The organism is Paraburkholderia sp. GAS206C (assembly GCF_050435645.1).
Taxonomy (GTDB): Bacteria; Pseudomonadota; Gammaproteobacteria; order Burkholderiales; family Burkholderiaceae; genus Paraburkholderia; species Paraburkholderia phenazinium_B.
In genome coordinates, this window is sequence record NZ_JBNDKR010000009.1 from 1 (window position 1) to 20,773 (window position 20,773).

Sequence of the window (20,773 nt, forward strand, 5' to 3'; positions counted from 1 at the left end):
CGCGCGCGAGGTTAACGCGCCGCTCGAGCCGATCGGCCACGTGACCCCGGACGATGTGGCGCCGGGCACTATTAACCCGCCACCCAACAAACGCGCCGTGCCGGTTCTTACACCGGGCACGGCGCTTTTTGCATCTGTCTCGCGGTGGCCTGAGCCGGGCTTCGTTCAGCACGAAACCCGGTTCCAGTCAGGCCTGAACGCGGCCTGACCTCACGACCTCAACCCGGCGTATTGCCGACCATATCGTTCGGTTTTACCCACTCGTCGAACTGCTGTTCGGTGACAAATCCAAGCGCCAGTGCCGACGCCTTGAGCGTCGTGCCTTCCTTGTGCGCCTTCTTCGCGATCTTGGCCGCCTTGTCGTAGCCGATGTGCGGATTGAGCGCCGTCACCAGCATCAGCGATTCGTTGAGCAGCGTGTCGATGCGCTCGCGATTCGGCTCGATGCCGACCGCGCAGTTGTCGTTGAAGCTGTGCGCGCCGTCGGCGAGCAGGCGGATCGACTGCAGCACGTTGTGCGCAATCATCGGACGGAACACGTTCAGCTCGAAGTTGCCGCTCGCGCCGCCCATATTCACCGCGACGTCGTTGCCGAACACCTGGCAGCACAGCATGGTCATCGCTTCGGACTGGGTCGGATTAACCTTGCCCGGCATGATCGAGCTACCGGGCTCGTTTTCCGGAATCGACAGTTCGCCGAGACCGCAACGCGGGCCGCTCGCGAGCCAGCGCACGTCGTTGGCGATCTTCATCAGGCTGGCCGCGACGGTCTTGAGCGCACCGTGCGCGAATACTAGCGCGTCGGCGGCGGCCATCACCTCGAACTTGTTGGGCGCCGACACGAACGTCACACCGGTTAGCTTGCCGATTGCCGCGGCAACCTTGTCGGCGAACTGCGGATGCGCGTTCAGGCCGGTGCCGACCGCTGTGCCGCCTTGCGCGAGTTCGTAGAGATGCGGCAGCGCCGATTCGACGTGGCGAATGCCCTGGTCGAGTTGCGCCACATAACCGGAGAATTCCTGACCTAGCGTGAGCGGCGTTGCATCCTGCAAGTGGGTGCGGCCGATCTTGACGATCCCGGCGAATGCTTTCGCCTTGCCGTCGAGCGTCGCACGCAGCGTCTTCAACGCGGGCACCAGATGCTTGACGATACCGACCGCCGCCGCCACATGCATGGCCGTCGGAAACACGTCGTTGGACGACTGGCCGCGATTTACGTCGTCGTTCGGGTGCACCTTGCGCGCCTCGCCGCGCTCGCCGCCCAGCAGCTCGCTCGCGCGGTTGGCGATCACCTCGTTGAGGTTCATGTTGGTCTGCGTGCCGGAGCCGGTCTGCCAGACCGCCAGCGGAAATTCGTGCGGATGCTTGCCTTCGATGATTTCGTCGGCGGCCTGCATAATGGCCTTCGCTTTGCTCTCGTCGAGCACGCCGAGGCCCAGATTGACCTCGGCCGCCGCACGCTTGATGACGGCCAGCGCCGTGATCAGCTCGGGCGATTGCTTCTCCGTGGAGATGCGGAAATTCTGCAGCGAACGCTGGGTTTGCGCGCCCCATAGCTGCGCGTTCGGCACGGCAATCTCGCCGAACGTGTCGCGCTCCATTCGTACGTCTTCGGTCATGGTTCAACTCCGCTTTAACTGAAAAGCCCAATTAGCTGGATAACTGCATGGTTCGGATGCCCTGCGCGCCCGCGCTGCAAGGCGTGCATCAAAGCTGACCCTGGACTGGCAATAACAAGAATAGACCCGTCATCACATTCCGGTACAAACCTGCTTGCGGGTCCGAGGTGTAGGTGTGCCGCTGGCCGTTCTCCTCGTCAGTCCATTCGAGTTGCGACTGCGGCGAACCAATGTAGCTCACTCCGGCAAGTTCTGCCTTCGAGGCGAGCGTGACCCGATAGCTGACCGCCGGCGCGGTCGCACGGTCGAACAGCGCGGCGACCTGGCCCGCCAGCACCGGACTGTGGATGAAGAGCGCCAGTTCGGTGTTCAGATTCGCCGAGCGCGGATCGAGGTTCATCGAGCCGATCACCAGAATCTGGCGGTCAAGCACGTAGGTTTTCGCGTGCAGGCTGGCGCGTGACCGCGAGCCTGTCACCGACGTCCCCGTGCTTTGCTGGTCAGGCTTGAATTCGTACAGTTCGACGCCGTGCTGCAGTAGCGGCACACGGTAGGGGCTGTAGCCGGCTTGCACGGCCACCGCGTCGGTGGCGGCGAGCGAGTTGGTCAGGACCGCGACCCGTATGCCGCGCTGCGTGAGTTGCGCGAGTGCATCCACCCCGGCATCGTGCGGTACGAAGTACGGCGATACCACCAGAAACTCTTTCTGGGCTTCCTTCATCAGATCGGCGAGACGTTGCATGGGTGGGCTGACGTAGTCGGGCGACGGCTGATCGATCTTGCCCGGCGTATCGGCCTTGAATTCCGCCGGCGCCCACGTGAGGTCGAGTTGGTCCGCGGCGATCTGCGTTGCGAGCGGTGTCGCATTTAGCGGTTTCGCGTTGTAGGGATCGGCGTTGGTGCGCCAGTGCGCGCGCAATGCATCGCGCGTCGCGTCGAGTTCCTGCGGCGAGAAGTTCTGGTGATTCAGCGCCTTCAGCGGATAGGCGCCGGAGCTGTTCCAGTACTCGTCGAAGCTGGCCGACACGTCGGCGGTAATCGGACCTGCCGCGAGCACGTCGAGGTCGCGGAACTGCAGCGTGGTGCTCGCGCTGAAATACTCGTCGCCGAGATTGCGGCCGCCGACGATCGCCAACTGGTTGTCCGCGATCATCGCCTTGTTGTGCATGCGGCGCGTGAACTGGTCGATCTTCGTGAGCAGGTTGGTGGTGCGCTCGAACACGCTGCGATGACTGCTGCCAAACGGATTGAAGACCCGCACCTCGATGTTGGGATGCGAATTCAGTCCGGCCATTATGTCGTCGATGTCCTTGAAATTCAGGTCGTCGACGAGCATGCGCACGCGCACGCCGTGGTCGGCGGCGTAGAGCGCGGCGCCGAGGAGCAGCTTGCCGGTAGTGTCTTCGTTGGCGATGTAGTACTGCATATCGAGCGTCTTCGTCGCCGCGCGGGCGAGGGCGATACGCATCTGCAGCGCCTCGGTTCCATTCGACAGCACGCGAAAGCCGGATTCGCCAGGATGCGCGCTTTCGATGGGCGAGAGAGCGGCACTCAGTGGTGTCGTGGTGGTGGTCGGCAGTGCGTGTGTGACGGGACGATCGAATGCGGCCGCGGGCGGCCGGCTTGCGCAGGCGGTCAAAAGTGCCGCTGCGGCGCACACTAGCAAGCAATGCTTGCCGATGCGCGTGGCCATTCGCACTGCGGTGCTCGCGAATGGTGTCGTCCTTGGTGGACGTTGACGATATTGCGACGTGATGTTGTTGTTGCTGTCGTACGCCGGCACGTTATTCCTCCGCTGGATTCGGTTCGCGCACGGCCTGAAGTGCAACGTTCAGGGCGTACACCCGATGCATCTGTGCTCTTTCGAGGAAAGCATTCTAAGGGGAATTGATCGGGCAAGCATGCGACGTCGCACTTGCGCCTGATGCTCATGAGAGCGGCTGGCGTCTCAACCCGGCAGGGATGGTGTTGCGACGTAGGGTCTGTGGTGTGATTCGTCATGCTAACGATATGCGAGTGAGTCGCACTCGTGGGCGACACCTGCGCAGCATGATTGCGAGTGTCGCTGCGCGCTCATCGATGACGAGCGCGCAGCGTTACCATTAGCTGCGTTTCGCCTCGAACGCGGACCCGCTGTCAGGATGCGTGGAACCTTTGGCCGGGCGACCTGCCCAGTATCCCGCGAGCAGCGATCCCGAGAGGTTGTGCCATACCGAGAACAGGGCACCGGGCAATGCGGCCAGCGGTGAGAAATACAGTTTGCCGAGCGTCGCGGCGAGGCCGGAATTCTGCATGCCGACTTCGATCGCCAGCGTGCGGCATACGGCTTCGTCGAATCCGAGCAAGCGGCCGCCCCAATACCCGCCGAGCAGACCGATGCCGTTATGCAGTACCACGCCGAGCATCACCACGAGACCGACCGACGCGATACTTTTCTGCGTGCCGCCCACCACCGCGGAGATGATCAGCAGAATGGCAATCATCGACACCAGCGGCAGAACCGGTTCGACCTTGCGCACCAGTTTGCCGAACAGATGGTTGACGACGAGGCCTACCACGATCGGCAGTGCGACGATCTCGAGGATGCTCATCAGCATGCCGCGCACGTCGACTGCGATCGAGGCGTCGACATAAAGGCGCGTGAGCAGCGGCGTCGCGAACACGCCAACCAGCGTCGACAACGCACTGATCGTCACCGATAACGCTACATCGCCGCGCGCCAGATAGATCATGACGTTCGACGCCGTGCCGCTCGCGACACTGCCTACCAGCACCATGCCCGCCGTCAGATCGGGCGGCATGTGCAGCACTTTGGCGATGCCCCACGCGGCGAGCGGCATGACGAGATAGTGCAGGACGATGCCGGCGACGACCGGCGCGGGCCGGGTGAAGACGCGCCTGAAGTCGGCGATGGAAAGGGTCACGCCCATCGCCAGCATGATGATTGTCAGCAGGGTGGTGACGTGCGGCGCGATGGGGCTGAACGAAGCCGGCGAAAAATAGGCGGCGAGCGAGACCAGCACGGCCCACAGCGGAAAGAGACGGGTAACCCGGGCAAGCATGTCAGGAGGTCCTTGGTTCTGTTTCTGGATGGAAATTCGAGCGGGCCGGCGTGCAAGGCGTCGAAGCATCGGACAGCGGATTACTGGCCGTGCGGATGGCGCATGCCAGGCGGCGCGCGTTGGATGCGTGTCCGGTGCCGTCCTTATGGGACGCGCAAGCGGGCAGCCGGGGCGCGGTCATACCGACGGTTGCGCAGCGGCCGGCACGCGTCGCAGGCTGAGCTTGTGAAAGCGCAGCGTCATGAGCAACGCGACGCTCGCGAGTCCGGCCGCGAGACCCCACCACAGGCCTCGTGCGCCAAGCCCGAAGTGAAATGCGAGCGTGTAGCCGGTCGGAAAACCGATCCCCCAGTAGCCGAACGCGGCGGCCAGCATTGGCACGCGCGTGTCCTTGAGACCGCGCAGACATCCGGAGCCGACCGTCTGCATACCGTCGACGATCTGGAAGATCGCGGCGACGCCAAGCAGCGAGCTGGCCAACGCCACGGTGGCGGCATTCGCGGGATCGTCGAGGTGTAAATACAGACCGACGATCCAGTGCGGCGCGAGGATCAGGACGAGCCCCGACAGCGACATGAATCCGACGCCCAACCCGAGCGCCACGAAGCCCGCGTGGCGCGCGGCGAGCGGCTGCCCCGCGCCGGACCAGAAGCCGACCCGCACATTGGCGGCCTGACCGATCGCGAGCGGCACCATGAACGCCACTGACGCAACGTTCAGCGCGATCTGATGCGCCGCGAGCTGCGATTCGCCGAGCACGCCGACCATCAGGCCGGTTGCCAGAAAGAGTGTGGACTCGACGCCATAGGTGATCGCCACCGGCCAGCCGATGCCGAACAGTTCGCCCATCAACGGCAATCTGGGGCGTGTCGCGGTGACGAAGTGACGATAGCGGGGGCGCAGATGCAGCCACCCCATCAGCACCAGCGCGGTGATCCACACGGTAATGGTGGTGGCTGTCGCCGAACCGAGGAAGCCGAGGCGCGGCAAACCGTTCGCCCCGTGGATCAGGCTGTAGTTCAGGAAGCCGTTCACGCAGACCCCCGCCAGCGACACCCATAACAGACGTTTGGCCGCACCGATGGCCGGCAGGAACGAGCGCATCAGGCCGACCCCGATCAGGCTCGCAGGTGCACCCCAGCGCAGGATGGCGGCGTATTCGCCGACGTTGCGTGCGAGTAGGGCCGGCTCGCCAAAGGCAAGCAGGATCGGCGTGGCGAGCGACAGCACCGTGAAGGCGGGGATCGCCAGCAGCATCGACATCACGAAGCCGGTCCAGTAGATGTGCGGCACGCGGTCTTCGGCTTGGGCGCCGCGCGCGTGCGAGACGCTCACGCTCACCGACGTCAGCACGCCCTGCAGCAGCGTGACGACCACGAAGAACAGGTTCGCGCCAAGTCCGCCGGCGGCGAGCGCGTCGGGCCCGAGCGAACCTAGCAGGATCGTATCGGTGACGCCCATTGCCATTTGCGACAGTTGGGCAATGGCGAGCGGGGCGGCGAGGCGGGCGGTGTCGGCGGCGTGGCGGGAAAACGTAGGCGGCGGCGCGGCCACCCGGGAGAGGCCGGATCGGGTCATAAAGCGAGGCACGGAGCAGGTCGCGTCCATGCCGTTTCTATCGAAACCGACAGCTTAGGGGGTAGGCGAGCTGTTGTCGATCTGTAAGCACATCTTTGGTGCGGATTTTTGGCGAGCCCGCAGTCCAGCGCTGAGCCGAGCCCGGCGGCGCTATGCCTCGTGCACGGCAATCCGGGTGTCGCCCAGCAAAACAACTTGTCCCGCGCGGATTTTGCAGGTTTTACGTAGCTCGACCTGGCCATCCACGGTCACTGCGCCGGAGGCAACCATCAGTTTGGCGGAGCCGCCGCTGTCGGCAAGCCCCGTTATCTTCAGGAGATTGTGCAATTCGACATAGTCGCCGGTCAGGGTGAAATCGAGATTGGGCATGGCGATTGCGGTAAGGGTAACGGGGTTCGCATCATAAGCCAGAAGCCACATGGATAGCCTCAGGTAGTCCGGCTTATGCTGATTGAAAGCATAGGTTATGTTTTCGTTAGAAAATGAAACGGTGCGTAACAGTGACCGTTTGTCGCGAACTTCACTCGCAAAGGGCAGGTCTGTAGAAAAACCTGCTGTCTGCGTGACCTTCCGTCACTTCGACGGCGGGGCGCAGCAGACCGGACGATACGCACAGCTAGCATCTTCGGTGGGCTTGCCGCCCGAGTCCTGACAACAATTTTAGAGAGGTAAAGCTATGACCCAGATTCGTTCGCTCCTGATCGGTACCGCCCTGACTGCTTTTGCCGCTACCGGTGCGTTCGCGCAGACCAACGCGCAACCGGATGCCGGCGGTGCGGGCCAGCAAATGGCGGCGCCCGGCGCCGATACAGCGGCTCCGGCCGCGCAAGGCGTCCAGCCGCCGACCCCGGCGCCGCAGCGTCTGACGGCATCGGGCTCGACCGATCCGCTGGTGCAAAAGCGCGACGCGGATGCGCAGGCCAATGCCCAGTACAGCGCGTCGAAGAAGGCGTCGAAGGCAGAGTTGAAGCAGCAGCAGGCCGCGGCCAAGTCGCAGTACAAGCAGCAAGTCCGTGACGCCAAGATTAACAAGAAGGCCGACAAGCAGACGGCCAACAACGATATGAAGATGAACATGCAAGGCCAGACGCCGAACCAGGATGATGCTTCCGACGTCAAGCACTAAGCATGTAGCAAGGGGGCGGTGAGCCGCTCCGACGGGCCGGCGCGGCTTGCCGCGGCCGGCCCGTTCAATTTTATCGACGGGTTGTCCATGGCCTGTCCGTGATCCTGAGGGAGGTATTGCATGAATAAGCCCATGAACTGGATTGTTGCGGCGCTGATTGCCGGCTGCGTGTCGCCGGTTGCGTTCGCGCAAACGAACGACTCGACCGCAACGCCCACGCACGCCGACAAAAAGGCTGCCAAGGAACAGGCGAAGGCCGACAAGAAGTCCGATGTCGCTCAGGCGAAGGCCGACAAGTCGAAGACGGAGGCGCAGTCTGACGCCGATAAGGCCGCGGCCGATGCGAAGGAAAAGGACGCGAAGAAGGAGTAGGGGTGGGGGCGTCGTCTCGGTAGTTGAGGAAAAAAAGGGTGCTTGTCGGAGCCGGTTGTATGGATATACAGTATGCGGCGCCGCGCTGTTTTGCGGCCCATGCCCTGTAACCCTCTATCTGCCGCCCAGACACCGTGCTCTCCGTTGCCGAACCCGCGCCGTCCGATACTGCCGCCTGGCTGGCCAGGCTCAATGACGCGCAGCGCGAAGCCGTTGAATACGACACCGGCAACGTTACGCAGCCGACCGGCGCCCTGCTGGTCATTGCCGGCGCTGGGTCGGGCAAGACCAATACATTGGCGCACCGGGTCGCCAATCTGGTCGTCAAGGGTGTCGATCCCCGTCGAATCCTCCTGCTGACGTTTTCACGCCGGGCCGCGGTCGAAATGACCCGGCGGGTGACGCGCATCGCCGGGCAGGCGCTGGGCGCGCGGGCCGCGGTAGCACAGGGTCTGACGTGGTCGGGCACGTTTCACGGCATCGGCGCCCGTCTGCTGCGCGAATATGCCGAACTGATCGGCCTCGCGCCCACCTTCACAATCAACGATCGCGAGGATTCCGCCGACCTGATGAACCTCGTGCGGCACGAGCTCGGGCTCTCGGCGAAGGAACGGCGTTTTCCATCGAAGGGCACCTGCCTCGCGATCTACTCGCGCGTTGTCAACACCGGCGCGGCGTTGGCGGATGTGCTGAACGACGCGTTTCCGTGGTGCCGCGAGTGGGAGGCGGATCTGCGGCTGCTGTTTGCCACTTATGTGGAAGCCAAGCAGAAACAGAGCGTGCTTGACTACGACGATCTGCTGCTCTACTGGTCCCTGATGGCCGAGCAACCGGCGATCGCCGCTGACCTTGCGGGCCGCTTCGATCACGTGCTGGTAGACGAGTATCAGGACACCAATCGCCTGCAGGCGTCTATCCTCCTCGCGTTGAAGCCCGACGGCCGCGGCCTGACCGTGGTGGGCGACGACGCCCAATCGATCTACTCGTTTCGCGGCGCGACGGTGCGCAACATCCTCGATTTTCCGGGCCACTTCGATCCGCCCGCGAGACAGGTCACGCTCGAGCGTAACTACCGCTCGACGCAGCCGATTCTGGCGGCGTCGAACGCGGTGATCGAGCTCGCCAGCGAGCGCTTCACCAAAAATCTGTGGACGGACAAGGCATCCGCCCAGCGCCCGCACCTCGTCAGCGTGGCGGACGAGGCCGATCAGGCGCGTTACGTGGTCGAACAGGTGCTCGAGGCGCGCGAAGCCGGCATGAAGCTGAAGGCGCAAGCGGTGCTGTTTCGCGCCGCTCATCACAGCGCCGCGCTGGAGATCGAACTGACCCGGCGCAACATTCCGTTTGTGAAATTCGGCGGCCTCAAGTTTCTCGACTCGGTGCACGTGAAAGACGTGCTGGCCGTGCTGCGCTGGGCGGAAAATCCGCGTGACCGGGTGGCGGGGTTTCGCGTCACGCAGCTCTTGCCTGGTGTCGGGCCGGCGACGGCGGCGCGTGTGCTGGATGCGGTGACTGAAATTGCCCCTGGCGCTACGGCGAGCGCATTAGCGTCCTTCGCCCCACCGGCTCGCACACTGGAAGACTGGCAGCCATTCGTCGCGCTCATGTCGAGCGTATGCGGCCCGGGCTCGTCGTGGCCGGCCGAGTTCGAACGGGTGCGGCGCTGGTACGAACCTCACCTTGAGCGCAATCACGAAGACGCGGCCGTCCGTCATGCGGATCTGCTGCAAATGGAGAGCATCGCCGCCACCTATGCCTCGCGCGAGCGTTTCCTGACGGAGTTGACGCTCGATCCGCCCGATGCCACCAGCGACGAATCCGGCGTGCCCATGCTCGACGAGGACTATCTGATCCTGTCGACCATCCATTCGGCAAAGGGGCAAGAGTGGCGCAATGTGTTCGTGCTGAACGGGGTCGACGGCTGCATTCCGTCGGATCTCGGCACGGGCAGCGAGGCGGAGATCGACGAGGAGCGACGCCTGCTGTACGTGGCGATGACGCGTGCGAAGGAGGATCTTCACATCGTCGTGCCGCAACGCTTCTACGTGCATAACCAGACGCATCTGGGCGATCGGCACGTTTGGGCCTCGCGCACGCGTTTCATCCCGGCGCACCTGCTGCCGCTCTTCGACGCGCATGCCTGGCCGCGCGTGCCCGAGCCCGTTGCGCCGAGCGCGGCGGGACTGGCCGCGGCGGCGCAAGCGAAGCTCGAAATCGCGGCGAAGCTGAAAAAGATGTGGGACTGAGCGCGGGCGAGGTGTCTGTCACCCCGCTCCGTTTAACGTGACTGCTGCCGCGGCTGCTGTTGCTGTGGTTGCGGACGGGGCGGCGGCGTAAAGAAGGCGCGTAGCCACGCCGCGAGCCGCGAGAAAATGTCATACGGCTCTTCGACAAAGATTTCCGGCTTCAGCAGGCGCAGATATTCCATGATCTGCTGCGCTTCCTGTTTCTGGAACGAGCCGTGGGAAATGCCCAACCGCAACAGGCCGCGTAGTTCGCCAAGCTTTTCGCGCGCGGTGCTGCCAATGCTCGTCTCGCACGCCACCTTCGCCTCGTAGACCCGCTGCCGCAGCGACTCGACCAGCCGCCATGCCGGCGTTTGCATGGTCTCTTCGAGCGCCTGGATGTCCTGCGCCGCGCTCTTGATCTGCGCGGCGAGCGGATCCACCAGCGACGCATCGCCATCCGATTCCTTGACGATCGCCGCTGCCCAGTCGTGACACTGCTTGGCCAGTTCCTCCGGGGTCCATTCGGAGCGCGAGGCGAAGCCAAACCCGAACTCTGATGCCTGCTGCATCAGGATCGCGACGACATCCGGGAATTCCTTGTCCAGCGTGCGTTTAGCCCATGCGTACTGACCGCCCTGCAACATCCGCTTCACCGCGTGTTCGGTGAGCGGCACCATGTTGTCGAGCAGTTTGGCGCGCAGAAAATCCTCAAACGACGGCGTGGCGAACTGCGGGTCGAGCTTGAGCGAGACGCGCAGAAACGCGTCAAAGTCCTTGCGCAGGTTTGCGACGGTTTCGTCTTTGAGTGAAAGGGTGATTTGACCCATGTCGTATCCCGTTTGGTCCTCCCGCGTTGCACCGCAAAAGTGCCGCCTTCTGCGAACTGCCCCCGTGACAGGGCGACGTCGATGCTCGACGCGGTTGATCTTGCTTGTTGCCGCATAACCAGCGGGAGAACTTCCCGGCGAGCGGACCTCGACTGCATAACGGCGGAATGGGGTAAAACTTGAGGGGCAGAGCTTGGGGCTGGTGCGTGCGGGCCGTCGGATGCAGCGCTGGTTGCGGCGCTGCACAAGGCTGGCGTTGCAACCAGGGGGGCCGCTCTACTTGAGGACGACGCCTTGCCAGACAAAAAAGACCGTGAGTCCGACCGCAATGGTGAGCAATGGCCGGCGGGTCAGCGCACTGACGGCCACGGCGGCGAGAGCCCCGACGAGTTGCGGATTGCGCCACGTGAGTTCGGCGTCGCCGCCGTGGGGCGAGACGGTCATGGGCACGATGATGGCGGTAAGCACCGTCACCGGCACGAAACCGAGGGCGGTCCGCACGAGCGGCGGGAACACCAGCCGCTCGCCGAGCACGAAAACGGTCGCGCGGATCGTCCACGTGATGAGCGCCATGCCGAGAATCAGGAGGGCGTAGTTCATTGTGCCGCCTCCGCCTCCGCCTCTGCCGTGCGCCGCTGGCTGCCGGGCAACGACAGCAGCACGCCGACCACGACTCCGGCGAACACCGCACCGAGCAGGCCCAGCTTATAGGGCCACGCCTGCCAGAAGAACGCCAGCGCGCCCGCGGTGACGGCCGCGGCGAAATAACGTAGCGCGACGAGTTGGGGCACGACGATCGCGATGAAAGTGGCGGCCATGGCGAAATCGAGCCCGAGCGACTGCAGACCTGGGAACGCCGCGCCGAACAGAAGGCCGGCGAGCGTCCAGATCTGCCAGTTGAGATACATGGCGAGACCCGCGCCGAGGAAGTAGTACGGGCTGATCGAGCCCGGCGGATGGTGCCTGTAGTGCGCCCAGGCGACTGCGAAGACTTCGTCGGTGAGCACGCCGCCCAGCGCGAGGCGCCAGCGCAGCGGCAGGTTCGAGACATAGGGCGCGAGCGTGGCGCTGTATAGGACGTGCCGCAGGTTCACGACCAGGGTGGTAGCCAGCACCACCGCGAAGCTCGTATGGCCTGCGATCAGGCCCAGCGCAATAAATTGCGCCGAGCCGGCGAAAACGACGAGCGACATCAGTTGCCCGTGCCACAGGTGCAGCGGGCCGGATGTGACGAGGGTGCCGAAGATCATGCCGAACGGCGCGGCGCCGACCATCATCGGGATGATGTCGCGCGCGCCGGCGGTGAATTCAGTGCGTCTGGTATGGGTCAATCTTGCCTCCTTGGTCTGCGGAGGATAGCCGCGGCGGGGTGGGGAGGGCTTGTACGTTCTTGCTATGGTGGTTTGCTGCGGTGCTGTGACCGCTGCTTTTGCGTGACTTGCGCTTAGCTAGCCTGCCAGCGCCCGGGCGGCACCCCAAACACGCGCCGGAAATGCCGGGTGAAGTGGCTCTGATCGGTGAACCCGCTGGCCGCGGCTACCTCGGTGACAGAGGCTCCCGCGCGCAGCGGCGCCAGTGCGCGTTGCAGCCGAACCTGGTTGCGCCACGCGTGCGGCGGCAGGCCGGTGCTCTGGGCGAACAGACGCGCAGCGTGGAACGGCGACAGGCCGACGGCGCTTGCCAGTTCGCCTAGCTGGAGTGGCGTGGCGAGATCGCCGGTAAGGCGCTCTTTCATGGTCGCGACGCGGGTGTCATCGACGGCGAGCCGTGCTGGCTTTGTCTGCCCGCCGGAGTAGCGCACGAGCAGCATCGACAGGGCGTCGAGCATCGCGGCTTCGGCCGCGAGCGGATCGGCTTGCGCTTCGAGCAGACGGTGAGCGCGTGCGAGCCGTTGCGCGACTTCCACATCGCGGATCACGCCGGGCTCGAACCATGGCAATGGCTGGGGCTGACCGGCGACGTCGTCCGCGAGTTGCTGGATGAAATCCACCGGCGCGTACAGCACGCGGTAGCGCCAGCCTTCCTCCATCGCCCGCGCGCCCGTGTGCAGCTCACCGGGGTTGATGATCGGCACGCTGCCCGCCTCGGCGACGTAGTCCGCGCCCAGATACCGGTAGCATTCGGCGCCGGCGACGATCACCGGGATGGTGTACGCGTCGTGCCAGTGCGGCGAAAACTCGTGATCGTGGTATTCAGCCGTGAGCAGATCCGCGCCAGGCAAAAGCGGCGTGCGCCAGTAGCGGGCGGAATCGCGGAAACGGGTCACGGTCATGATGGAAATCCAGCTCGGCCTGCCAGTTTAGCGCGAGCAGGCTGTCACCGTACAAGCAGCTTTCACTTGAGCGGAATCGTAGTGCCGGCCGGCACTGCCACCGCGCTGACACTGTTCTTCGCGCTGCCGCTGGCGACACGATCGCTGTAGGTCAGATACACCAGCGAGTTGCGCTTCGCATCGACGATCCGCACCACGTGCAGCGTCTTGAAGATCAGCGACATGCTCACCGAAAACACATCGGACTGCTGCTTGACCGGACCGGTGAACTTGATGGCGCCCACCTGGCGACAGGCGATCGATGCTTCGGTGGGATCTTCCGCAATGCCGAGCGTGCCCTTGATGCCGCCGGTACGGGCTCGCGACACATAGCAGGTGATGCCTTGCACGATCGGGTCATCGTAGGCTTCGACCACCACCCGGTCAGAGCCGGTCACGTGGAAATTGGTGTTGACGCTGCCCACTTCCTCGCTGTGCGCGAGAGGGTTGAGCAGAGCCGTGACAGCGAAGGCGAGCGTAACGCGCAACAAGGGTGATTTCATTGGGATACCGGAGTGATCAGGAATGATGGCAAAGCGAAAGCACCATCGTATATCGGCAACCATGACGCGGGTGGATGCGTCTGGAAACCGCTGAAGGAGAGCGGAATGGGATGAACGCGAAGAGCGCAACGTTTATTGGGTGGCCAGTATTACCGCGACGCGCGCCGCCCAAAAACAAAAGGCCCGCAAATGCGGGCCTTCGAATCTTTTGGCTCCTCGACCTGGGCTCGAACCAGGGACCTACGGATTAACAGTCCGGCGCTCTACCGACTGAGCTATCGAGGAACAGCAGTACAACTTTTACATAAAAAAGCCCGTTTTGGTTAACGGGCCTTTGCAAATCTTGGCTCCCCGACCTGGGCTCGAACCAGGGACCTACGGATTAACAGTCCGGCGCTCTACCGACTGAGCTATCGGGGAACAACAAAAGCAGAGAAGCGAAATTGTAGGAGGTGCTCCGGAACCTGTCAAGACCCTTGGCCCATCTCGATTTCGTTCGAATAGGCGTGGCCGGGGAGGGTGATACAGGGACCGGCGCGCAGCAGCCGGGTGCGACCTTAAGGTCGTGAGCCGCCGCGCGTAGGGCTGCTTAGCGAGCGAGCAAAGTCAGCTTTTCCTTCACGTCCTTGAATTCGTCGGCTTCCGGCAGCGGGGCCTTCGTCTTCGTGATGCTCGGCCAGCCCTTGGCGAGATCGGCATTCAGCGCGATGAAGTCCTGCTGGTCGCCCGGCACGTCTTCTTCGGCGTAGATGGCGTTCACCGGACATTCGGCGACGCACACAGCACAGTCGATGCACTCATCGGGGTCGATCGCGAGGAAGTTGGGACCTTCGCGAAAGCAGTCCACCGGGCACACATCGACGCAGTCGGTATAGCGGCACTTGATGCAGCTTTCGGTCACAACGTGAGTCATTCAGGCAGCTCCTGCATGCGGTATCGGGGAGGCGAAACGCCAAAAGCGCTATTGTATCGTAACGTCAAGAGGCATATGCAGCACGGGCTCACCCGGTTTATACGTTTTCGTGATTAGTTTATGGCACTGCGTAAGGCTGCCTGCGCCATATGCCCGCGCGCATTCGGGTAACATGCGTCAGGTCGGCGCGCCGGGGCGTGCCGCAGGCGCATGGGCCCAGTCGGGCCTTCCGTTCTTCCTGCAGTCCGGTACGCACCATCATGATTATTACTTCGCTGCTCGATACTGACCTGTACAAGTTCACGATGATGCAGGTGGTTTTGCATCATTTCCCTGCCGCGAGCGTGGAATACCGCTTCCGCTGCAGGACGCCGAACGTCGACCTCGTGCCTTATATCGAGGAAATCCGCGGCGAAGTGCGCAAGCTGTGCGAATTGCGTTTCACCGACGACGAGCTCGACTACCTGCGGCGCATGCGCTTCATCAAGGGCGATTTCATCGAGTTCCTCGCGCTCTTCCATCTGAACGACAAGTACATTTCGATTACCCCTTCGCCGAAGGGCAATGGCGAGATCGACATCGAGATCAAGGGTCCATGGCTGCATACGATCCTGTTCGAGATTCCGGTGCTGGCAATCGTCAATGAGGTCTACTTCCGCAACACGCAGCGCGAGCCGGCCTACGGCGAAGGCCGTGAGCGACTCTCCGAAAAGATCAAGCTGCTCGGCGCACGCCCGGAATTCGCGGACTGCAAGATCGCCGACTACGGCACGCGCCGCCGCTTCTCGAAGCGCTGGCACGAAGAGGTGATCCTGACGCTGAAGGACGATCTGGGCGAGCAGTTCACCGGCACCAGCAACGTCTTTTACGCCATGAAGCATGGTCTCACGCCGCTCGGCACGATGGCCCACGAATACCTTCAGGCCTGCCAGGCGCTCGGCCCGCGGCTGCGCGATTCGCAGATCTACGGCTTCGAGATGTGGGCGAAGGAGTATCGCGGCGACCTGGGCATCGCGCTGTCCGACGTGTACGGCATGGAAGCGTTCCTGCGCGATTTCGACATGTACTTCTGCAAGCTGTTCGACGGCGCGCGTCACGATTCAGGCGACCCGTTCGAGTGGGGCGAGCGGCTTCTGAAGCACTACGAGGCGAATCGCTGCGATTCGCGCACGAAGATTCTCGTGTTCTCCGATGCGCTCGATATTCCGAAGGTCCTGCAACTGTACGAACGCTTCCGCGGACGCTGCAAGCTCGCGTTCGGCGTCGGCACCAACCTGACCAACGACCTCGGCTATAACCCGCTTCAGATCGTCATCAAGATGGTTCGCTGCAACGGTCAGCCGGTCGCCAAACTGTCCGATTCGCCGGGCAAGAATATGTGCGACGACAAGGCGTACCTCGCTTATCTGCGCCAGGTTTTCGGCATCAAACAGCCGGACGAGGAAGTCTCGCCGTAACGGCAGTGACTTCCTGTACGGGCGCCTGGTGCGCGCCCGCTTAGGCCATCTGGACGAGTGTCCGCGAGTGAGGTGGCCGGTATAATTCTCGCGATACCTGCCTGTCGCACGGCTATCGAAAGAAACGAGACACTCGCGAGGATTTGGCCCACATGGATACATCGATTGCCCGCCGCAACATCCTGGCGCGCGTCCGCGCAGCCCAGGGCCGCGAAGCCGAGCCGGCAGAATCCGAGCGCGAAGCCGCTACCGACTATCTCGCTCGGCATCCGCAAGGTCCGCGGCCAACTATGCCGGACGATCTGGTCGCGCGTTTTATCGAAGAGGCGCAGAAGCTGTCCACCACCGTTGAGAGCGTCGACGCCTTGAGCGATGTGCCGGCTGCGGTGCTTCGCTATCTCACGCAGCACGGCTTGCCGCTGCAGGCCATTGCCTGGCAAACGCTGCAAGACCTCAACTGGACCGAAGCAGGTCTCAGCATCGAATTTCGCAAACCGGAAGATGGCGATGTGGTCGGCATCACCGGCTGTTTCTGCGCGACAGCGGAGACCGGCACGCTGGTGCTGTTGTCGGGACCCGAAACCTATGCGTCCGCCGGTCTGCTTCCCGAAACGCACATCGCGATCGTGCCGGCCTCGCGCATCGTCGCCGGTCATGAAGACGCCTTCAACCTGATTCGCTCCGAACGGGGCGAACTGCCGCGCGCCGTCAACTTCGTATCGGGGCCGTCGCGTACCGGGGATATCGAGCAGACTATCGTGCTCGGGGCACACGGGCCGTATCGGGTGCACGTGATCGTCGTGCGTACATGAAGCGACATGCTGTGTGGACGAGCATCGTGCTCGCCGCCGTAATGGCGCTTGGGCCGCAAATCGCGTCGGCCGCGACGCTTGATGGCGCAACCCTGTCGGCATGGTGGGGCGCGCCATTTGCCGGTGTGCTGCTGTCGATTGCCGTGTTCCCGCTCATCGCGCCGACTTTCTGGCATCACCATTTCGGCAAGATCGCGGCAGGCTGGGCCATCCTGTTTCTGGTGCCGTTTGGTGTGATGTTCGGTGCCGGCGTAGCGCTCGGCTCGTTCGTTCACGCCATGCTCGAAGAGTACGTGCCCTTCATCGTGCTGTTGACTGCGCTCTATACGGTGGCGGGCGGCATCTGCGTGCGCGGGAATCTGCACGGCTCGCCACGCATGAATACGGCGATCATCGCGCTCGGTACGGCACTCGCCAGCATCATGGGCACGACCGGCGCGGCAATGCTGCTGATCCGGCCACTGCTGCGTGCCAACGATAATCGCAAGCACGTCGTGCATGTGGTGGTGTTCTTCATCTTCCTCGTTGCCAACGCGGGCGGCTCGCTGTCGCCGCTCGGCGACCCGCCGCTCTTTCTCGGTTTTCTCAACGGCGTGGGCTTTTTCTGGACCACCGTGCATCTGGCTTTGCCGATGCTGTTCGTGTGTGGCGTCCTGCTCGTGGTCTTCTACGCGCTCGATTCGTACTTTTACCATCGTCGTGAAGAAGAGCGTTCGCCGTTTCTCGATCCCACGCCCGATACGCCACCGCTCGGCATCGACGGCAAGATCAATTTCGTGCTGCTTGGCGTGGTCATTGCGCTCGTGCTGATGAGTGGCCTGTGGAAGCCGCGTATCGAGTTCGACGTTTTTGGCACGCACGTCGCGCTGCAAAACGCGCTGCGCGATGTGGCGCTGATCGGCGTCACGCTGCTCTCGCTGGCGGTGACCCCGCGCGCGGCGCGCGAGGGCAATGCCTTCAACTGGGCACCAATCGAAGAGGTCGCGAAACTGTTCGCCGGCATCTTCGTGACGATCGCGCCGGTCATCACGATTCTGCGCGCGGGTGAGGCAGGCGCGTTCGCGGGTATCGTGCATCTGGTCAACGACGCGTCGGGCCAGCCGCGCGACGCGATGTACTTCTGGGCGACGGGTTTGCTGTCGTCGTTTCTTGACAACGCGCCTACCTATCTGGTGTTCTTCAACCTGGCCGGCGGCGACGCGCAAACGCTGATGACGAAGGGCGCCACCACGCTGGCCGCGATTTCCGCCGGCGCGGTATTCATGGGCGCGAACAGCTATATCGGCAATGCGCCGAACTTCATGGTGAAGGCGATTGCGGAGTCGCGCGGCGTGCGTATGCCGAGCTTTTTTGCTTACCTGGGCTGGTCCGTCGTTATTCTGGTGCCGTTGTTTCTCGTGACGGGCTGGCTGTTCTTTTAGCTTTTTAGAGCCATTGATGACGGTTGACTGCAGCACGGCCGCAGACGGTCCCGCTGCGCTATTCGGAGAATTGCAATGCAGAAGATCCTGGTTGCCCGTCCGATTTTTCCGGACGTGATCGAACGCCTCAAACAGTATTTCGAGGTGGACTGGAACAACGGCGAAGTCTTGCCTGCCGACGAACTGACGCAACGGCTTGCCGATAAGGACGGCGCACTGACGGCCGGCGACCCGATCGACGCAGCCGTGCTGGCGGCAGCACCGCGGCTGCGAGTGGTGTCGAATATGGCAGTCGGCTACAACAACTTCGATATGGCCGCGTTCAACGCGGCGAACGTACTCGGCACCAATACGCCGGACGTCCTGAACGAGTCCACTGCCGATTTCGGCTGGGCGCTGATGATGGCGACGGCACGCCGGATCGCCGAGTCCGAGCACTGGCTACGCGCCGGAAAGTGGCAGAAGTGGGCGTACGACGGCTTTCTCGGTACCGACCTGTACGGTTCGACGCTCGGTGTGATCGGCATGGGCCGCATTGGCCAGGCACTGGCGCGTCGCGCCCGCGGCTTCAACATGCAGGTGATCTATCACAACCGCTCGCGGGTCGCGCCTGCTATCGAAGCCGATCTGAATGCGGAGTATGTGTCGAAGGCAGACCTGTTGCGGCGGGCCGATCACGTCGTCCTGGTGCTGCCCTATACGAAGGAAAACCATCACACGATCGGCGCAGCGGAGCTCGCGCAGATGAAGCCGACCGCGACGCTGACCAACATCGCGCGCGGAGGCATCGTCGACGACGCCGCGCTCGCCGAGGCGCTGCGTGCGAAGCGGATCGCAGCGGCCGGTCTCGATGTTTACGAAGGCGAGCCGAATCTAAACCCGGCGCTGTTGACCGTGCCGAATGTCGTGCTGACGCCGCATATCGCAAGCGCGACTGAAGCGACCCGCCGTGCCATGGCCAATCTCGCGGCCGACAACCTGATTGCCGGGTTGGGCGAAGGTCCGAATGCAGGGCATCCGCCGAGCGCGATCAATCCGGATGTTCTCGGCAAGGCGCGTTCATGATGACGTTGTTGTTGCCCGCGGCGGTCGTGGTATTGGCGGTCGCTTTGGTGATCGCCTTGCTCGTATTGATGCGTGCTGGCCGTCAGAGTGATCTGCAGGCGCAGCTCGACCAGTTAGGCGATCACATTGGCTCGGCAGCGCAGGAGCAGTCGCGCGCGTCCGAGCGGATCGAGCGCGAGTTGCGCAGCGAGATCAAGGAGACCGCCCGCGTCTCGCGAACCGAACTGAACGGCGGCTTCTCGCAATTTCAGCAGACGCTTGCCGCGCAGTTCACGAGTATGACGACGCTGCAGAACGGCAAGATCGACGGCTTCGCGCAGCAACTCGTCAGACTCACGGAAACCAACGCGCAGCAACTCGAAGCGGTCAGGCTGAGCTTGCAGCAGCAGGCGCAGCAGGCGCGCGACGAGCAGGGTGCCACGCTTAAGCGTTTCGGTGAGACGCTGACATTGCAGCTCGGGCAACTGACGGAATCGAACGATCGCCGTTTTGCCGAAATCCGCACGACGATCGAACAACGTCTGAAGGACATCGAGACAAACAACGCGACCAAGCTCGAAGAAATGCGCCGTACGGTCGACGAGAAGCTGCACGCCACACTCGAGCAGCGTCTGGGCGAATCGTTCAAGCAGGTCTCGGACCGGCTCGAGCAGGTGCATCGCGGGCTGGGGGAAATGCAGACGCTTGCCGCAGGCGTTGGCGATCTGAAGAAGGTGCTGACCAACGTCAAGACGCGTGGCACATGGGGCGAAGTGCAGCTCGAGGCGCTGCTCGAACAATTGCTGACCGCGGATCAATACGCGAAGAACGTCGCAACGGTGCCGAAAAGCGCCGACCGGGTCGAATTCGCGATCAAGTTGCCGGGCCGGCAAGACCCGGAAGGTGTAGCGGTGCCGGTATGGCTGCCGATAGATGCGAAATTCCCGCGCGAGGACTACGAGCGGTTGATCGAAGCTCAGGAGCGAGCCGACCCGGTGGCGGTCGAAGAAGCGTCGCGGGCGCTGGAAGGGCGTATTCGTGCCGAGGCCCGCGCGATCTCTGAGAAGTATGTCGCGCCGCCGCACACCACCGATTTCGCCTTGCTGTTCCTGCCGACCGAAGGGCTCTACGCGGAAGTTCTACGCCGGCCGGGCCTCACCGACACGTTGCAGCGTGACTACCGGGTGACGATAGCCGGACCGACCACGCTCACCGCGTTGCTCAACAGTCTGCAGATGGGCTTCCGCACGCTGGCCATCGAGAAGCGTTCGAGCGAAGTCTGGCAGGTGCTCGGCGCGGTGAAGACGGAATTCGGCAAGTTCGGCGACGTGCTGGCGAAGACGAAGTCGCAGCTCGAAACGGTGACGCGTTCGATCGAAGCTGCGGAAACGCGTACACGCATGATGAACCGCAAGCTGCGCGACGTCGAAGCGTTACCAGGAGAGCAGGCGAGCGGCTTATTGGGAGATGCGCTGCTTGGGGCAGATGCGGAAGAATAGG

20 protein-coding genes and 2 tRNA genes are annotated in these 20,773 nt (G+C 63.3%); 9 read left to right on the forward strand and 13 right to left on the reverse strand.

The genetic code is table 11. The annotated features are described in order from the left end of the window. On the forward strand, positions 1 to 208 hold a 208-nt coding region (locus P3T20_RS24565; RefSeq protein ID WP_429288141.1), incomplete at its 5' end, for a hypothetical protein. Between the two features lie 10 nt (positions 209 to 218). On the opposite strand, the gene fumC is transcribed toward P3T20_RS24565, so the two are convergent. The 5 genes from fumC to P3T20_RS24590 form a co-directional block, all read right to left on the reverse strand. Next, positions 219 to 1,619 (reverse strand): class II fumarate hydratase, encoded by a 1,401-nt coding sequence (gene fumC, locus P3T20_RS24570; protein ID WP_429288142.1) that lies wholly within the window; start codon positions 1,617 to 1,619, stop codon positions 219 to 221. Between the two features lie 88 nt (positions 1,620 to 1,707). After that, the gene (locus P3T20_RS24575) at positions 1,708 to 3,312 is read right to left on the reverse strand and encodes a phospholipase D family protein (protein ID WP_429288143.1); all 1,605 of its coding nucleotides are present in this window, start codon (positions 3,310 to 3,312) and stop codon (positions 1,708 to 1,710) included. A gap of 409 nt (positions 3,313 to 3,721) precedes the next feature. Beyond that, positions 3,722 to 4,681 carry a ketopantoate/pantoate/pantothenate transporter PanS gene (panS, locus tag P3T20_RS24580; RefSeq protein WP_429288144.1) on the reverse strand — a complete coding sequence of 320 codons (960 nt, stop codon included), beginning with the start codon at positions 4,679 to 4,681 and terminating at the stop codon, positions 3,722 to 3,724. Between the two features lie 177 nt (positions 4,682 to 4,858). After that, positions 4,859 to 6,259 (reverse strand): MATE family efflux transporter, encoded by a 1,401-nt coding sequence (locus tag P3T20_RS24585; protein WP_429288145.1) that lies wholly within the window; start codon positions 6,257 to 6,259, stop codon positions 4,859 to 4,861. Positions 6,260 to 6,409: 150 nt separating this feature from the next. Continuing rightward, positions 6,410 to 6,628 carry an RNA-binding S4 domain-containing protein gene (locus P3T20_RS24590; protein WP_074265967.1) on the reverse strand — a complete coding sequence of 73 codons (219 nt, stop codon included), beginning with the start codon at positions 6,626 to 6,628 and terminating at the stop codon, positions 6,410 to 6,412. 307 nt (positions 6,629 to 6,935) lie between these two features. On the opposite strand from P3T20_RS24590, the gene P3T20_RS24595 reads away from it, so the two are divergent. The 3 genes from P3T20_RS24595 to P3T20_RS24605 all read left to right on the forward strand — a co-directional run bounded on the left by P3T20_RS24595 (position 6,936) and on the right by P3T20_RS24605 (position 10,003). Continuing rightward, the gene (locus tag P3T20_RS24595; RefSeq protein ID WP_429288146.1) at positions 6,936 to 7,385 is read left to right on the forward strand and encodes a hypothetical protein; all 450 of its coding nucleotides are present in this window, start codon (positions 6,936 to 6,938) and stop codon (positions 7,383 to 7,385) included. Between the two features lie 120 nt (positions 7,386 to 7,505). After that, on the forward strand, positions 7,506 to 7,757 hold the full coding sequence (locus P3T20_RS24600) for a hypothetical protein (RefSeq protein ID WP_074263811.1): 252 nt from the start codon (positions 7,506 to 7,508) through the stop codon (positions 7,755 to 7,757). Between the two features lie 134 nt (positions 7,758 to 7,891). Then, positions 7,892 to 10,003, forward strand: coding sequence for an ATP-dependent helicase (locus P3T20_RS24605; protein WP_429288147.1), 2,112 nt, complete (start codon positions 7,892 to 7,894; stop codon positions 10,001 to 10,003). Positions 10,004 to 10,035: 32 nt separating this feature from the next. On the opposite strand, the gene P3T20_RS24610 is transcribed toward P3T20_RS24605, so the two are convergent. The 8 genes from P3T20_RS24610 to fdxA all read right to left on the reverse strand — a co-directional run bounded on the left by P3T20_RS24610 (position 10,036) and on the right by fdxA (position 14,539). Then, positions 10,036 to 10,812 carry a DUF4088 family protein gene (locus P3T20_RS24610; protein WP_074263813.1) on the reverse strand — a complete coding sequence of 259 codons (777 nt, stop codon included), beginning with the start codon at positions 10,810 to 10,812 and terminating at the stop codon, positions 10,036 to 10,038. A gap of 276 nt (positions 10,813 to 11,088) precedes the next feature. Next, entirely contained in the window at positions 11,089 to 11,412 is a 324-nt protein-coding gene (locus P3T20_RS24615) for an AzlD domain-containing protein (protein WP_074263814.1), read from the reverse strand. Continuing rightward, positions 11,409 to 12,089 (reverse strand): AzlC family ABC transporter permease, encoded by a 681-nt coding sequence (locus tag P3T20_RS24620; protein WP_083611500.1) that lies wholly within the window; start codon positions 12,087 to 12,089, stop codon positions 11,409 to 11,411. The genes P3T20_RS24615 and P3T20_RS24620 overlap by 4 nt, the downstream gene beginning before the upstream one ends. Positions 12,090 to 12,256: 167 nt before the next feature. Further along, entirely contained in the window at positions 12,257 to 13,084 is an 828-nt protein-coding gene (locus P3T20_RS24625) for an AraC family transcriptional regulator (protein ID WP_429288148.1), read from the reverse strand. Between the two features lie 62 nt (positions 13,085 to 13,146). Next, complete coding sequence (locus P3T20_RS24630; protein ID WP_074263817.1) at positions 13,147 to 13,626, reverse strand: CreA family protein; 480 nt, start codon at positions 13,624 to 13,626, stop codon at positions 13,147 to 13,149. A gap of 209 nt (positions 13,627 to 13,835) precedes the next feature. Beyond that, positions 13,836 to 13,911: transfer RNA gene (locus P3T20_RS24635), tRNA-Asn, on the reverse strand. A 59-nt stretch (positions 13,912 to 13,970) separates the two neighbouring features. Then, a tRNA-Asn gene (locus P3T20_RS24640) sits at positions 13,971 to 14,046 on the reverse strand. Between the two features lie 169 nt (positions 14,047 to 14,215). Further along, positions 14,216 to 14,539 (reverse strand): ferredoxin FdxA, encoded by a 324-nt coding sequence (gene fdxA / locus P3T20_RS24645; protein ID WP_074263818.1) that lies wholly within the window; start codon positions 14,537 to 14,539, stop codon positions 14,216 to 14,218. A 260-nt stretch (positions 14,540 to 14,799) separates the two neighbouring features. Between fdxA and pncB the strand changes: the two genes are divergently transcribed. From pncB to P3T20_RS24670, 5 genes are all read left to right on the forward strand, one after another. Further along, positions 14,800 to 15,996, forward strand: coding sequence for a nicotinate phosphoribosyltransferase (gene pncB, locus P3T20_RS24650; protein WP_074263819.1), 1,197 nt, complete (start codon positions 14,800 to 14,802; stop codon positions 15,994 to 15,996). Positions 15,997 to 16,148: 152 nt separating this feature from the next. Further along, the gene (locus P3T20_RS24655; protein WP_074263820.1) at positions 16,149 to 16,808 is read left to right on the forward strand and encodes a LutC/YkgG family protein; all 660 of its coding nucleotides are present in this window, start codon (positions 16,149 to 16,151) and stop codon (positions 16,806 to 16,808) included. After that, a complete protein-coding gene (locus tag P3T20_RS24660) occupies positions 16,805 to 18,229 on the forward strand; it encodes a sodium:proton antiporter (protein ID WP_429288149.1) in 1,425 nt (474 codons plus the stop codon). Before P3T20_RS24655 ends, P3T20_RS24660 begins: the two co-directional genes overlap by 4 nt. Positions 18,230 to 18,304: 75 nt before the next feature. Further along, positions 18,305 to 19,294, forward strand: a complete 990-nt coding sequence (locus P3T20_RS24665) for a 2-hydroxyacid dehydrogenase (protein WP_429288150.1) — start codon at positions 18,305 to 18,307, stop codon at positions 19,292 to 19,294. Further along, on the forward strand, positions 19,294 to 20,772 hold the full coding sequence (locus tag P3T20_RS24670) for a DNA recombination protein RmuC (protein ID WP_429288317.1): 1,479 nt from the start codon (positions 19,294 to 19,296) through the stop codon (positions 20,770 to 20,772). The genes P3T20_RS24665 and P3T20_RS24670 overlap by 1 nt, the downstream gene beginning before the upstream one ends. The last annotated feature ends 1 nt before the right edge of the window (position 20,773 follow it).